A 12302-nucleotide genomic window follows, 5' to 3' on the forward strand; every position below is an offset into this window, starting at 1 on the left:
AATGGCCGCATGCGCCCCCGCGAGTCACCCGCACCACCGGGCCCTCTGAGCGCCCTCGCCCCACCTCCCTGGCTGGTCAGGACACTCAAACCGCAGGCGGCGCCCATCCCGTGGGCCGCGGTGGCGCGCGCGTCAGTCGCCATGGCGCTGCCCCTCCTCATCGGCCTCGCGGCGGGGCAGCCCGCGTACGGCGCGCTCGCCTCCATGGGCGCCCTGTCCGGAGTCATCGGCGACACCGCCGACGCGTACCGCATGCGGATCTTCAACATCGCGGTGCCGCAGCTGTTCGGTGCCCTCGGCGTCACCATCGGCTCGCTCGTCTTCGGCCACGGCTGGGTCGCGGTCGGCGTGGTCACGCTCGTGGCGCTGGTCTCCGGGATGATGTCCACGATCGGCGCCGTGGCGTCCGTGTCCGGCCTGCTCCTGCTGCTCAACTCCGTGGTGGGGGCGGGACTTCCGATGCCGGGGGAATGGTGGCTGGCCCCGGCCCTCATGACGGGCGGCGGCCTCCTGGTCCTCGCCCTCGCGCTGCTCGCCTGGCCGCTCCGATCAGGCATCCCGGAGCGGGCCGCCGTCGCGGCGACCTACCGCAGCGTGGCCGCGCTGCTCGAAGCGGCGGGCACCGGGCGGTACGACGAGGCGCGCGCCGCGGTGACGACCTCGCTGAACCAGTCGTACGACCTGGTCCTCGCCCGCCGCACCCGCGCGCACGGCCGCAACCCGGACCTGGTCCGCCTGGTGGCCCAGCTGAACGCGATCACGCCGGTCATCGAGGCCGCGCCCGCCGCGCACCAGTGCGGGGTCCCGATGCCGCCGGAGTTCCCCGCGGAGGTGCGGCGCCTCGCGGACGCGGTGGCGGCCCCCGGGAAGACCCCGATCCCCGAACCCACTCTCCCCGCCCCACCGGACCCGTCGGCCGACGCGGTCGACCACGCCCTGCGGCACGTGACCGAACTCCTCAACGACTCCGACCCGCACGGCGCCGTCAACGTCGACGACCGCCTCGGCCGCCCCGCCGCCCTGCGCGTGCGGGCCCGCAGGGCGACCCGCAACGTCCTGCTGTCCAGCACGTCCTGGCGCTACGGCCTGCGCCTCGCACTCTGCATCGGTATCGCGCAGTCACTGGTGTCCCTGATCGACGTGCCCCGCTCGTACTGGGTGGCGCTCACCGTCACGTTCGTCCTCAAGCCCGACTTCGGCTCGGTCTTCTCACGGGCGGTGCTGCGGGCGCTGGGTACGGCGGCGGGCCTGGTGGTGGCGGCCGCGGTCCTGTCGGAGGTGCCGCGCGGCTGGTGGGACGTGCCGGTGATGTTCGCCCTCGCGGCGCTGATCCCGGCACTCACGACGCGGGGTTACGGCTACCAGACGGCCGCGATCACCCCGGTGATCCTGCTCCTGTCGGACGTCCTGAACCACCAGGGCTTCGGGCTCGTCGTGCCCCGCCTGGTGGACAGCCTGATCGGCTGCGGAATCTCGCTGGTCGCGGGGTACTTGCTGTGGCCGGAGAGCTGGCACACGCGGATCGGTGACCGTCTCGCGGACACGGTGGCCGATACGGCGTCGTACGTCGAGAGTGCGTTCGGCACGGCGGTGGATGTGGCCGAGCGGGCCCGCATGCGGCGCGGCCTGTACCGCGACCTGTCCGTCATCCGCACGGAGTTCCAGCGCGCCCTGACCGAGCCGCCCCCGATGGGGGCGCGGGCCGCGGCGTGGTGGCCCCTGGTGATCGCCGTCGAACGCATCGTGGACGCGACGACTGCTGCGCGGGTGCGGATCCGCCATGGGGCGGGGGAGCCGAGCCTCACGGAGGTGGGGGAGGTGGCTCGCCAACTTCGGGAGTTGGCGGAGGGGTTGCGGGGTTCGGAGACGCTGGAGGAAGTCCCTGCGGAGTTCTCCGGGCCGCAGGAGAGCGTCCTGGAACCACTCCGCCAGGAGGTGGTCGCTGCGCGTGCGATTGCGTCGCCGCGGGGGTGAGGGGGCGAGGGGGCGAGGGGGTGGGGGGGTGGGGGGGTGGGGGTTCAGGCGTTCCCTGCGGGGCTATCCCCAATCCCACGACGACCTGGCGCCCCTGCACCTGCGGATGGAGGCCGCTATCGCCCGGGCCAGGGACGTGGCGCGGGGCGTCGAGGGCGAGTTGACCGTCGCCTTTCTCGGGGCGGGCGCGGGCACGCTGACCTCCGCGATCCTGACGACGTTCCGCGAGCGCTGCCCGCGCTGCGACGTCCGGATGCGGGAGTCCCAGTTCGGGGACCCGCTCGGCGCACTCCGCGGCGGCGAGGCCGACGTGCTGTTCACCTGCCTTCCCGTCGAGGAGCCGGACCTCACGGTCGGGCCCGTCGTCGTCAACGAACCCCGCATGCTCGCCGTGCCGCTCGGCCACCGATTCGCCGGGCGTGCCGGCGTGCCCCTCGAAGAGTGCGCGGGCGAGACCTTCTTCGGCGTCGTGAACGGCGCTCCCGCCTACTGGTGGGCGCTCCACGGTCGTCGGCGCGTAGGTCGCTGTCATCGCCCTGGACCTGGTCTGTGTGGTCCTGCTCGCGCGCATCCTGCGCGGCACGCACCACGCGACGATCGAACTCCTCGGCAGGCTACTCGGCCTGCTGCTCGCGGCGGTCGGCGTGGACCCGGTCCTCGACGGGCTCGCGTCACTGGGCGTGCCCGGCCTGGACCGCACCTGAGTCGTCCTTCTTGATCAGCATCTCCGGGCGCCCCGTCACCAGCAGCCAGGCGGGCAGGGCCGCGACGCACAGGAGCGGCAGCACAGCGAGGTCCATCACCACGACCGCCGCCGTGAACAGGCTCAGCCAGCCCTGCCGCGTCGTGGCGAGCAGCACGCCGAGGATGGCGCAGGCGATCCCCAGGGCAGGCGGCACCGAGTCGACGAGAGCGTGCGCCAACATGCCGAGCGCCACGCCCACGAAGACCGCGGGAAAGATCCGCCCGCCCCGGAAGCCGCAGGTGGCGGCCGTGCAGAGCGCGAGCAGCTTGACCACGGCGAGCAGCAGCAGACTGCCCGCGTCGTGGTCGGCGGCGTGCGCGGTCAGCTCCTTCATCTCCTCCAGGCCCTTGAAGAGGGTGAGATGACCGCCGAGCGCGCCGAGAACGCCCAGCACGAGACCGCCCACCGTCAGCATCAGTACGGGGTTCCCGAGCTGGCGGAAAGCGCGGTGGAGGTGGGGGAAGGCGTACACGGCGCACAGTGCGACGGCCGCCGCCCCCGTACTGACGACCATCGCGGACAGGACGTCGCCCCAGTGCGGCCCCGTGTACGCCGGGACATCGATCTGGAACGTCGGGTGCGCGATGAGCACGGTGGTCAGCGCCCCCGCGCCCGCCGCGACCAGCGGCGCGAACAGCCGGTCCCACAGCGGTCGCGGGTCGGGCGCGACCATCGTCTCGGAGAGGATGAGCGCCGCCGCGACCGGCGTACCGAACAGGGCGCCGATCGTTCCCGCGGCGGCGAGAGCGACCCAGTCGGCCACCGGAGTCCGGGGCATGGCCTTCATGCCGAGCGCGTACGCGAGGGCGATGTTGATGGCCGTGATCGGGTTCTCCGGGCCGAGGCTGACGCCGCCCGCGAGCCCCACGACGACGGCGAGCGCGAGGCCGGGCAGCATCCGGACGGGCAGCGGCGGATCGACCAGGCCGAGCGTGGCGGGGTCGGGCCCGGCATGCCCCGGGACCTTCCACACGATCAGCCCGACGACGAACCCCGCCGCGGTCAGCACGCCGATGATCCACCCCGCCGACGTCCCGGAGACACCGACCGCGTCCGGCAACGCCTCCCACAGCAGATCCTGCAACCGCTCGGCCACCAGGCTGAGCAGCAGCAGGATCAGGCTGGACCCGACGCCGACGAGCAGCGCGGGCAGGACGAGCGGAAGCAGGGCACGTGCCTGCGGTGTCATGAGCCCTCCGGCGGCAGCCGCTGCCTCGCGTCCGGTCAGGTCGTGGGAGGCGGAGTGCGGTCGGAGCCGCGGGGCGGGCCGGGGTCGGCGCCACGGGCACCCTCGGCGAACGGGCCGGGCCCGCTGGAGGTGGCCCGGGGACCCCACCCACCCGCTGCCGCGTCGCCGCCCGGCGGGACACCACGGCCATGGCCATGTCCATCACGTGCCGAGTGGTCCGTGCACAGCGCCCAGATGACGAAGATGCCGATCGCGATCGCGATCAGCGCCCAGATCGGCTGGTACGGCAGCCACATGAAGTGCAGGACGACGGAGATCGAGGCGAGCGCGACACCGCACGCCTTGCCCCAGGTCGCGCCCTTGAGGATGCCGTAGCCGGTCACCGCGACCAGGATGCCGAGGATCAGATGGATCCAGCCCCACGTGGTGAGGTTGAACTTGTAGACGTAGTCCCCGATGCGTGCGTAGACGTCGTCCTTGGCGATGCCCGCGATGCCTTCGAGGATGCCGAGGATGCCGCTGACCAGCATCAGGACACCCGCGAACATCGTGCCGCCCGACGCCCATGGGCTCTCGCCCCGAGGCTTGCTCGCTCCGCTGCTCATGGGCTCCCTTTCTTGGTCGGTCAGGAGTTCACAGCGTGTGACAGCCCTGCGGGGGGCGCGAGCGGGCTTGGTCCGAATGATTCCGCTACCTCGGCGTCGCCGCCCGGTTACTCTGGGCTGATGGTCAACATCCGCGACCTCGACCCCAGCGCGTCACCGCTGGACTACTACGGCTCGGAACTCGCGGCGCCTGAGAGAGGCGGCGGATCTCAGCCAGGGCCAACTGGGGGGCTGCATTTTCTGTACGGGTTCGCTGGTGGGCCAGATCGAGACAGCGAAGAAGGTGCCGACGAGGGACTTCTCCGAGCGGGTGGATGCGGCGCTGGGGACTGATGGGGTGTTTTCGCGGTTGGTGGGGCTGGTTCTCAAGAGTCAGCTGCCGACGTGGTTCCAGGCTTATGCGGAGATGGAGGCGCGGGCGTCTTTCATCTCGACGTACCAAGCTCAGGTGGTTTACGGCTTGTTGCAGACGGAGTCGTACGCGAAGGCAGTGCTGGGAGCCGATCGCCCGGAGAACCTTGATGAGCTCGTGGCAGCGCGACTGGACCGTCAGCGCATCCTGGCGAAGGAACACCCTCCGGCCCTGTGGGTGATCCTTGACGAGGCGGTGCTGTACCGGGAGGTCGGAGGCCAGGAGGTCATGCGGAACCAACTCCGTCACATGTTGAGCTTCCGCGACCAGCGGTGGGCACAGGTCCAGGTTCTCCCCTTCACGGCGGGTGAACACTGTGCCACGCGTGGGTCGTTCAACCTCCTGCGGTTCGATGACGATCCAGATCTGTTCTACGCCGAGAGTTACGACATGGCGCATCAGACTGCCAATCCGCAAGTGATCAGGGAACGTTCGCTCGGTTACGCTCGCTTGCAGGCCGCTGCGCTCTCCGTAGAGGACACGGCGGTGATGATCGCCCGCGTATTGGAGGAGCGCTATGGAGATCAACCAGAGCCCGGCGAAGGCGCAGTGGCGTAAGTCGTCCTATAGCGGCAGTGGAGGAGGCGACTGCATCGAATGCGCCCCCCTCAACGGCGCGGCATGGCGCAAGTCGACGTACAGCGGCACCAGCGGCGGCGACTGCATCGAATTCGCCCAAGCCCAGTGCAACGGAACCGTCGCGATACGCGACAGCAAGGACCCCGAAGGCCCCGCCTTCACCACAACCCCCCGCGCCTTCGCCCGCTTCGTAGAAGCCGCGGGCAACGGCACCCTGAGGTAACCACTGCGCCCCGAAGGGGCGCGGGGAACTGCGCGCTCAGCCACGACGCACCCGCAGGCACCAGGCGGCGGCCCGCGCCCCCGCGAGCCGCTGCCCCGTACCGCTAACCCGCCCCGCCCACCGCCCGGGCAATCTCCGCGGTCATCCGGCGGATGCCCGGTGAACGGGCCGGGCAGGGGCGGGACTTGGCGGTGGTCGGAGCCAGGCAGAAGTGCAGGTAGTCGTCGCCGCGATGCAGGGCGGTACGACCGCTGCCCTGCTCCGTGCAGTACGCCGGGTTCTTCTTCTCGTACGCCGTGCACGGCAGCTTCTCCACCCACGTGTACCGCTCCGCCGCCGGAGCGACCGCGCGCCCCGCGTCGGCGACGATCCCGCCCGAGGCCCGCGCCTGCGCCTCGTAGATGCCGTTGACGCGCCGCACGCGATCGGGGGTGATCGGGTCGGGGCCCTGGAGGACCCACACGATCCGCGGCCGGTCCGCCCCGCCCGCGTCATGGATCTGCGAGGCGAGCGCCTTCGCGTCGGCGGCGTACCGGTCGAAGTACTTCTGCCGCTCCTTGTCGTACGTGATGCCGTCCATGCACGGCGTGTAGCCCCAGGCATTGCCCCAGAACTGGAGCACCACATAGTCCGGCCGCTGCTCGCGCACCAGCGCGGCGGCCTTGTCCTTGTCGGGGACGAGGGAGTCCTTGCCGGTGCCGTCGAGGTAGTCGCAGAGGGTGGTGCCGGAGTAGGGCGCGCTGCGGTAGCGGGCGCCCAGGTCGGCGCGGAGGAGATCGCCGAGGACGGTCTGGTTCTCCATTGCGAGAGAATCCCCGAGGTAGAGGACCTTCGGGGCTTTTGCATGGGATTTATCCGCGACGCGTTGGCGGGTCGTGGGGGAGGGGGAGGAGGGGGACGGAGGCGCGGACCGCGGCGGCGTGGAGGGCGTGGCGGGCGTGGAGGACTTGGAGGGGCCCGCGGCCGGCGGCGGCTTCGGAGCGGCCTCGTTCGACGTGCCCCCGGAGCCCGGGTCACCGCACGACCCGAGGAGCAGCACAGCGGCCAGCACCCCACCGATCCACGGCTTGCGCATACGCCAACTCCCGTCCAGGCAACCGAAAGAGCCCCTTAGGCAAGCACAGACGCCCTCGCGTGAGAAGACCGCATTACCTCGGACGTAATCGACCCCCGAAGGGCCGCACGGCAAGCTCAAGTCATCGGAAGAACAACCCCGTTGGCCGAACAGCCGGAGCCCCAGGAGGCACCCACCATGTCCGCACACACCACTTCCGCATACGAGACCGCTGTCGCCCGCTACTTCGAGGCCTGGAACGCCGAGGGCGCCGAGGACCTGGCCAAGGCCGTGGCCGCCGCCTGGAGCGAGGACGGCAGCTACACGGACCCGCTGGCCGACGTCTGTGGCCACGAGTCCCTCGCCGCCGTGATCGCGGGGGCCCACGAGCAGTTCCCGGGCTTCGAGTTCCGGCAGACGGGAGCGGTCGACGGCCACCACCACATCGCCCGCTTCGGCTGGGAGCTGGTGTCGGTCGCGGACGGCTCCGCTCCCGTCGCCGGTTTCGACGTGATCACACTCGCCGACGACGGTCGCATCCGTACGGTGCACGGATTCCTGGACCGCGTGCCCACGGCCTGACCGCGGGCACGGCCCGTCGACTACCGCTCGCCGCTCAGCGCGCCACGTACTGCGTGAGGATCGCCTGCACCTCGTAGATGTCGACGCCCTTGGTGAAGGTCTTCTGGATCGGTTCGGGGGTTCCGGAGATCCAGATCTTGAGCTCGGCGTCGAGGTCGAAGTGCCCGGCGGTCTCCACCGCGAAGTGCGTGATGCTGCGGTACGGCACCGAGTGGTACTCGACCTTCTTGCCGGTTATCCCCTGCTTGTCGACGAGGACGAGGCGACGATCGGTGAACAGCATGGTGTCGCGGATCAGCAGGAATGCGGCCTGCACCTGCTCGCCGTGGCCCAGCAGACGCGCGTAGTCCTGCTGCGCGGTCATCGGATCGATCGTGTGCGCGTTTCCGAACAGTGCCATGAGAGGCCCCCCATTTAGCTGAATTTGGTTGAACTCGTTGAACTCGCAGGAACATCCGACTGTAATGCCCGCCCTGCGAGAGGGGCCGCCGAACTTGATCCTGCTCCTTCTGTCACATCTTGCCGCGCGCCTCCGTCAGAGGAGTGAAAGCATCGGCAACGGCATAGGAGATCACCATGGACGCTCGTCTGAACCTCTTCGGCAGCCCGCTCGCGGGCAAGGTCCTGAAGCACATCAACTCGGCCGGCAGGGTCGTGGCGGACTCGACTCTGCCCGCCGCGACGCAGGAGCTTGTGAAGATCCGCGCGAGCCAGATCAACGGCTGCGGGTTCTGCACCGACATGCACACGAAGGACGCCACGCACGCGGGGGAGACCGCGACGCGCCTCAACCTCGTCGCCGCCTGGCGCGAGGCCCAGGTGTTCACCGACGCCGAGCGCGCCGCCCTGGAGCTCACGGAGCAGGGGACGCGCATCGCCGACGCGGCGGGCGGTGTCACGGACGAGGCCTGGGCGGACGCCGCCAAGCACTACGACGCGGACCAGCTGGCCGCCCTCATCTCACTCATCGCCCTCATCAACACCTACAACCGGGTGAACGTCATAGTCCAGCAGCCGGCGGGCGACTACCAGCCGGGCCAGTTCGGATAGCGCCTCCCGGGATCGCCCGGCGGTAGCATCCCTGCCGGGGACTGCTCCCCACTTGGCGCGAAGCCCGGCAGGGAGAGTGACGATGACCGGCGGCTCACACCGCGTGACGCCCCCACGGCGTCGCGACGCGCGGCGCAACTGGGACCTCCTGGTGGGAGCCGCCCGCGAGGTGTTCGCGGAGCAGGGTCTCGAGGCGCCACTGGACGTGATCGCGCGCCGGGCGGGCGTGGGGAACGCGACGCTCTACCGGAACTTCCCCACCCGCGCCGCCCTCGTCGACGCCGTCTTCCACGACCTCCTGACGGGCACGATGGCCGCGGGCGATCACGCCCGGACGGCCCCGGACGCCTGGGGGGCGCTGAACGAGTACCTCCGGGCCGTCTTCGTCACGCTGGCCGCCGACCGCGGCACCAACGACCTCATGACCACCCGTCTGGAGGGCGTCGAGGCGCTCCGGGCCGTGCACGCCCACAACCGCGAGACGATGGAGATCCTGCTGAGCCGCGGCCGCGACCAGGGCACGGTCCGCGCCGACGCGGCCACCGAGGACGTCCTCTTCGCGCTTGCCGCCCTGGGCCGCGCCATCCCGGCCCTGACCACGGCGACGACCCCCGACGCCTGGCGCCGCCCCCTGGCCCTGTTCCTGGACGGCCTGCGCGCCGCGCCGGCCACTCCGCCGCTCCCGGGCGCCGCTCTGACCGTCGACCAACTCGGCGCTGTCCTCCAGGAGTTGGGCCGACAACACTAGGTGTGGGTGCGTCGTGGCGGTCTGCGCGTCAGGTGGTACATGGCGTATGTCACAGCGATGATGAAGTCCGTCGCCAGCCAGACCGCGACGATCAGGCCGACACCGATCGTGGTGCCGACGGCGTCGGAGTCCTCGCACAGCTTCAGGGCGTCGCCCGTCAGGCCCGAGCAGGAATCCGGCGTTCCGCTGCCGCTGGCGGCACCTGCCACGACCCAGGCGAGAAAGACGACCTGGATCGCCAGAAAAACCCAGAAGAAGGCGTGATGCCCCTTCCTCGGGGAGTGGATCTCGCTCATGGCCTCGTCCTTCCAAGAGCCACTACTTCCCATTGTGCTCTTGTGATCGAGGCGGGATCGAGCGGGATCGAGGCCCGGGGCAGCAAAAAGGCCCAGGTCGCTGACCTGGGCCTCAACTGTGGAGCGGGTGACGAGAATCGAACTCGCACTCTCAGCTTGGGAAGCTGATGTTCTACCACTAAACTACACCCGCGAAAAACACCGTCTGTGGCGGTGTCGTAACGTCGCACACTCTACCTCATCCCAGGCCCCGGGCGCTTTTGCCGCGGGGCCCGCGTGCTGTCCGGGGCGCGGATGGCGCTTCGGGACGCGGGAGTTGGGGCGTACGGTGAGAGACCGGAGTGCCGCCTGGAGGGGCGCCCCTTTCGTCCCGTAATGTGGCCTTTCGTCGTCAGCTCGCGTACGAGCAGGTGCGGGACGCTGCGAGCTCAACTACGGCAATGGGGAAGGGACTCGAGGACCTGATGGAGCGCACCGTCGTCCGATGTGCCGAAGGGCACGTGTTCAGCACTGCTTCGTTCCCGATGCAGAAGGCCGACCGGCTCGGACCCGGCCGTCTCATCCGCTGTCCACGATGCGCCCGATTGCGGCATGCCGTGCCGGTCATGTCGCAGAAGCGCTAGCGAGGGCACAGGGGAAGCAGCGAACAACAGCGCGCGGGGCCGTCCGATTGGGGCGGGCCCGCGCGCTCTGCGTATCCTCGGTGCGTGCTTCTCTCAGACAAGGACATCCGGGCCGAGATCGACGCCGGACGAGTACGGATCGATCCGTACGACGAATCCATGGTGCAGCCCTCAAGCATCGATGTGCGGCTCGACCGCTACTTCCGGGTGTTCGAGAACCACCGCTACCCCCACATCGACCCCTCCGTGGAGCAGGCCGACCTGACGCGGCTCGTGGAGCCCGAGGGCGACGAGCCGTTCATCCTGCACCCCGGCGAGTTCGTGCTGGCCTCGACGTACGAGATCATCAGCCTGCCCGACGACCTCGCCAGCAGGCTGGAGGGGAAGTCGAGCCTGGGGCGGCTCGGCCTGGTGACACATTCGACGGCCGGCTTCATCGACCCCGGCTTCTCCGGGCACGTGACGCTCGAGCTCTCCAACCTCGCGACGCTGCCCATCAAGCTCTGGCCCGGCATGAAGATCGGCCAGCTGTGCATGTTCCGGATGACCTCGCCCTCCGAGTCGCCCTACGGGTCGGAGCGCTACGGGTCGCGTTACCAAGGGCAGCGCGGGCCGACCGCCTCCCGTTCCTTCCTCAATTTCCATCGGACCCAGGTGTGACATCCAGCATGAGTGACGTGCGCGAGAACCTTACGTACGAGAAGTTCGGCGGCGCGGTGCGCGAGCTCGCGCAGACCATCGCCGATGACGGCTACCGGCCCGATGTGGTGCTCTCGATCGCGCGTGGTGGCGTCTTCGTCGCGGGCGGGCTCGCGTACGCGCTCGACTGCAAGAACATCCACCTGGTCAATGTCGAGTTCTACACGGGCGTCGGGACGACCCTGGAAATGCCCGTCATGCTGGCGCCCGTGCCCAACGCCATCGACTTCACCGACAAGAAGGTGCTCATCGCCGACGATGTCGCCGACACCGGGAAGACGCTGAAGCTCGTGCACGACTTCTGCCTCGATCACGTGGCCGAGGTGCGCAGCGCGGTGATCTACGAGAAGTCGCAGTCGCTCGTGAAGTGCGAGTACGTGTGGAAGCGCACCGACGACTGGATCAACTTCCCCTGGAGCGTCGAGGCGCCCGTCGTGAAGCGTGCCGGTCAGGTGCTCGACGCCTGAGCAGCCGGAGAAGAGAAGGGCCCCGGCGGATCGCTCCGCCGGGGCCCTTCTCCGTCTCAAGTACTAGAACGTGCCCAGCTTGATGATCGCCAGCAGCGCGAGCAGCTGGATCGACGCCGCGCCCAGCGCCTTCGGCCACGGCAGGTCGTGCGACTTGCTCACCATCGCGGTGAGCAGCGCGCCCGCGGCGACCCAGGTCACCCAGCCGAGCAGCTGGACGAAGGGCTGGCCGCCGCCGAGGAACATCGCGACGACCACGCGGGGCGCGTCCGTGATGGACATGATCAGCATGGAGAGGCCGACCGTCGGCTGCCAGGCGCCGTCGCCGCCGAGCTGGCGGGCGAGGGTGTGCGTGACCACGCCCAGGATGAAGGCACTGATCGTGATCGCGACGGCCGTCGTCAGGACGTACGGGACGGCCGTGGAGAGCGTGGCGTTGATGGCGTCCTCGCGGGCGCCGTCGAAGCCGAAGATCGCCAGGAGGCCGTAGAGGAACGTCACGATGACGGCCGGGGCCCACATCGCGTAGTCCCGCATCTGGAGGAAGGTCGGCCCCGGGCGCAGCACGATGCCGCGCAGGAGGTCCTTCCAGTGCAGGCGGGGGCCCATCGGCGCAGGAGCCTGGCCCGCGCGGTAGGTGTCGCCCGAGGTGTACGGGTCCTCGCCCACGGAGAAGGCCTGGGTGTGACCGGGGTTGTTGGCGGCGTACGGATCGAAGCCGCCCTGGCCGCCTCTCTGGCCGCCGTGACCGGGATCACCCGGTCCGCCGAAGTACTCCGGCTCCCCGTGGTTGCCGTGGTTGCCGCCCGCCTGCGGCCATTGCTGCCCGCCGTATCCGCCCTGGCGGCCTTGGCCGCCGCCCTGGCCCTGGCCGTACGGGGGCTGCTGCCCGCCGTAGGGCTGCGAGGGCGACTGAGGGTAGCCGTACGGAGGCTGCTGGCCCTGGGGGGCCTGCTGTCCGTACGGCTCCTGCCGCGGTCGTTGTTGGGGTCGCGCTTGCGGGGTGCGGTTGTCCCGGCCGCGTCCGATCCTGAATCCAGCCACGAATCGAACGTA

The 12302-nt window shown here is 70.1% G+C and carries 13 protein-coding genes, 1 tRNA gene and 3 pseudogenes; 10 read left to right on the top strand and 7 right to left on the bottom strand.

Going from position 1 to position 12302, the window contains the following annotated elements; genetic code table 11:
* Positions 1 to 9: 9 nt before the first annotated feature.
* The 3 genes and pseudogenes from ACZ5WE_RS12465 (at position 10) to ACZ5WE_RS12475 (ending at position 2678) form a co-directional block, all read left to right on the top strand.
* Entirely contained in the window at positions 10 to 1974 is a 1965-nt protein-coding gene (locus ACZ5WE_RS12465) for an FUSC family protein (RefSeq protein ID WP_467685751.1), read from the top strand.
* 106 nt (positions 1975 to 2080) lie between these two features.
* Positions 2081 to 2419, top strand: a pseudogene (locus ACZ5WE_RS12470) (LysR substrate-binding domain-containing protein); the annotation flags it as partial.
* 106 nt (positions 2420 to 2525) lie between these two features.
* A complete protein-coding gene (locus tag ACZ5WE_RS12475) occupies positions 2526 to 2678 on the top strand; it encodes a hypothetical protein (protein ID WP_467686267.1) in 153 nt (50 codons plus the stop codon).
* Here ACZ5WE_RS12475 and ACZ5WE_RS12480 read toward each other — a convergent pair.
* On the bottom strand, positions 2646 to 3908 hold the full coding sequence (locus tag ACZ5WE_RS12480; RefSeq protein WP_467685753.1) for an ion channel protein: 1263 nt from the start codon (positions 3906 to 3908) through the stop codon (positions 2646 to 2648). The two genes, ACZ5WE_RS12475 and ACZ5WE_RS12480, sit on opposite strands and share 33 nt — an antisense overlap.
* 209 nt (positions 3909 to 4117) lie before the next feature.
* A pseudogene (locus ACZ5WE_RS12485) lies at positions 4118 to 4513 on the bottom strand (DUF7144 family membrane protein); the annotation flags it as partial.
* 120 nt (positions 4514 to 4633) lie between these two features.
* On the opposite strand from ACZ5WE_RS12485, the pseudogene ACZ5WE_RS12490 reads away from it, so the two are divergent.
* Positions 4634 to 5483, top strand: a pseudogene (locus ACZ5WE_RS12490) (helix-turn-helix domain-containing protein).
* Positions 5443 to 5727 (top strand): DUF397 domain-containing protein, encoded by a 285-nt coding sequence (locus tag ACZ5WE_RS12495; protein WP_467685755.1) that lies wholly within the window; start codon positions 5443 to 5445, stop codon positions 5725 to 5727. Before ACZ5WE_RS12490 ends, ACZ5WE_RS12495 begins: the two are co-directional and overlap by 41 nt.
* 103 nt (positions 5728 to 5830) lie before the next feature.
* Here the strand turns inward: ACZ5WE_RS12495 and ACZ5WE_RS12500 are convergent, their stop codons facing one another.
* Positions 5831 to 6802 (bottom strand): SGNH/GDSL hydrolase family protein, encoded by a 972-nt coding sequence (locus ACZ5WE_RS12500; RefSeq protein WP_467685757.1) that lies wholly within the window; start codon positions 6800 to 6802, stop codon positions 5831 to 5833.
* Positions 6803 to 6979: 177 nt separating this feature from the next.
* Here ACZ5WE_RS12500 and ACZ5WE_RS12505 point away from each other — a divergent pair, with 177 nt between their 5' ends.
* Complete coding sequence (locus tag ACZ5WE_RS12505) at positions 6980 to 7363, top strand: nuclear transport factor 2 family protein (RefSeq protein ID WP_467685759.1); 384 nt, start codon at positions 6980 to 6982, stop codon at positions 7361 to 7363.
* A gap of 34 nt (positions 7364 to 7397) precedes the next feature.
* Here the strand turns inward: ACZ5WE_RS12505 and ACZ5WE_RS12510 are convergent, their stop codons facing one another.
* Positions 7398 to 7763, bottom strand: coding sequence for a PH domain-containing protein (locus ACZ5WE_RS12510; protein ID WP_160506205.1), 366 nt, complete (start codon positions 7761 to 7763; stop codon positions 7398 to 7400).
* A 176-nt stretch (positions 7764 to 7939) separates the two neighbouring features.
* Here ACZ5WE_RS12510 and ACZ5WE_RS12515 point away from each other — a divergent pair, with 176 nt between their 5' ends.
* Both ACZ5WE_RS12515 and ACZ5WE_RS12520 read left to right on the top strand, forming a co-directional pair.
* Complete coding sequence (locus ACZ5WE_RS12515; protein WP_467685761.1) at positions 7940 to 8413, top strand: carboxymuconolactone decarboxylase family protein; 474 nt, start codon at positions 7940 to 7942, stop codon at positions 8411 to 8413.
* An 82-nt stretch (positions 8414 to 8495) separates the two neighbouring features.
* Positions 8496 to 9161, top strand: a complete 666-nt coding sequence (locus ACZ5WE_RS12520) for a TetR/AcrR family transcriptional regulator (protein ID WP_467685763.1) — start codon at positions 8496 to 8498, stop codon at positions 9159 to 9161.
* Here ACZ5WE_RS12520 and ACZ5WE_RS12525 read toward each other — a convergent pair.
* Entirely contained in the window at positions 9158 to 9457 is a 300-nt protein-coding gene (locus ACZ5WE_RS12525; protein WP_467685765.1) for a hypothetical protein, read from the bottom strand. The genes ACZ5WE_RS12520 and ACZ5WE_RS12525 overlap by 4 nt on opposite strands.
* Positions 9458 to 9576: 119 nt before the next feature.
* Positions 9577 to 9650 (bottom strand) — tRNA-Gly (locus tag ACZ5WE_RS12530).
* Positions 9651 to 10164: 514 nt separating this feature from the next.
* Between ACZ5WE_RS12530 and dcd the strand changes: the two genes are divergently transcribed.
* Entirely contained in the window at positions 10165 to 10740 is a 576-nt protein-coding gene (gene dcd / locus ACZ5WE_RS12535) for a dCTP deaminase (RefSeq protein WP_467685767.1), read from the top strand.
* Between the two features lie 8 nt (positions 10741 to 10748).
* Positions 10749 to 11246, top strand: coding sequence for a phosphoribosyltransferase (locus ACZ5WE_RS12540; protein WP_467685769.1), 498 nt, complete (start codon positions 10749 to 10751; stop codon positions 11244 to 11246).
* A gap of 63 nt (positions 11247 to 11309) precedes the next feature.
* Here ACZ5WE_RS12540 and ACZ5WE_RS12545 read toward each other — a convergent pair whose 3' ends face one another.
* Positions 11310 to 12290 carry a Yip1 family protein gene (locus tag ACZ5WE_RS12545; protein WP_467685771.1) on the bottom strand — a complete coding sequence of 327 codons (981 nt, stop codon included), beginning with the start codon at positions 12288 to 12290 and terminating at the stop codon, positions 11310 to 11312.
* Positions 12291 to 12302 lie beyond the last annotated feature (12 nt).

The organism is Streptomyces sp. NPDC033180 (assembly GCF_055577645.1).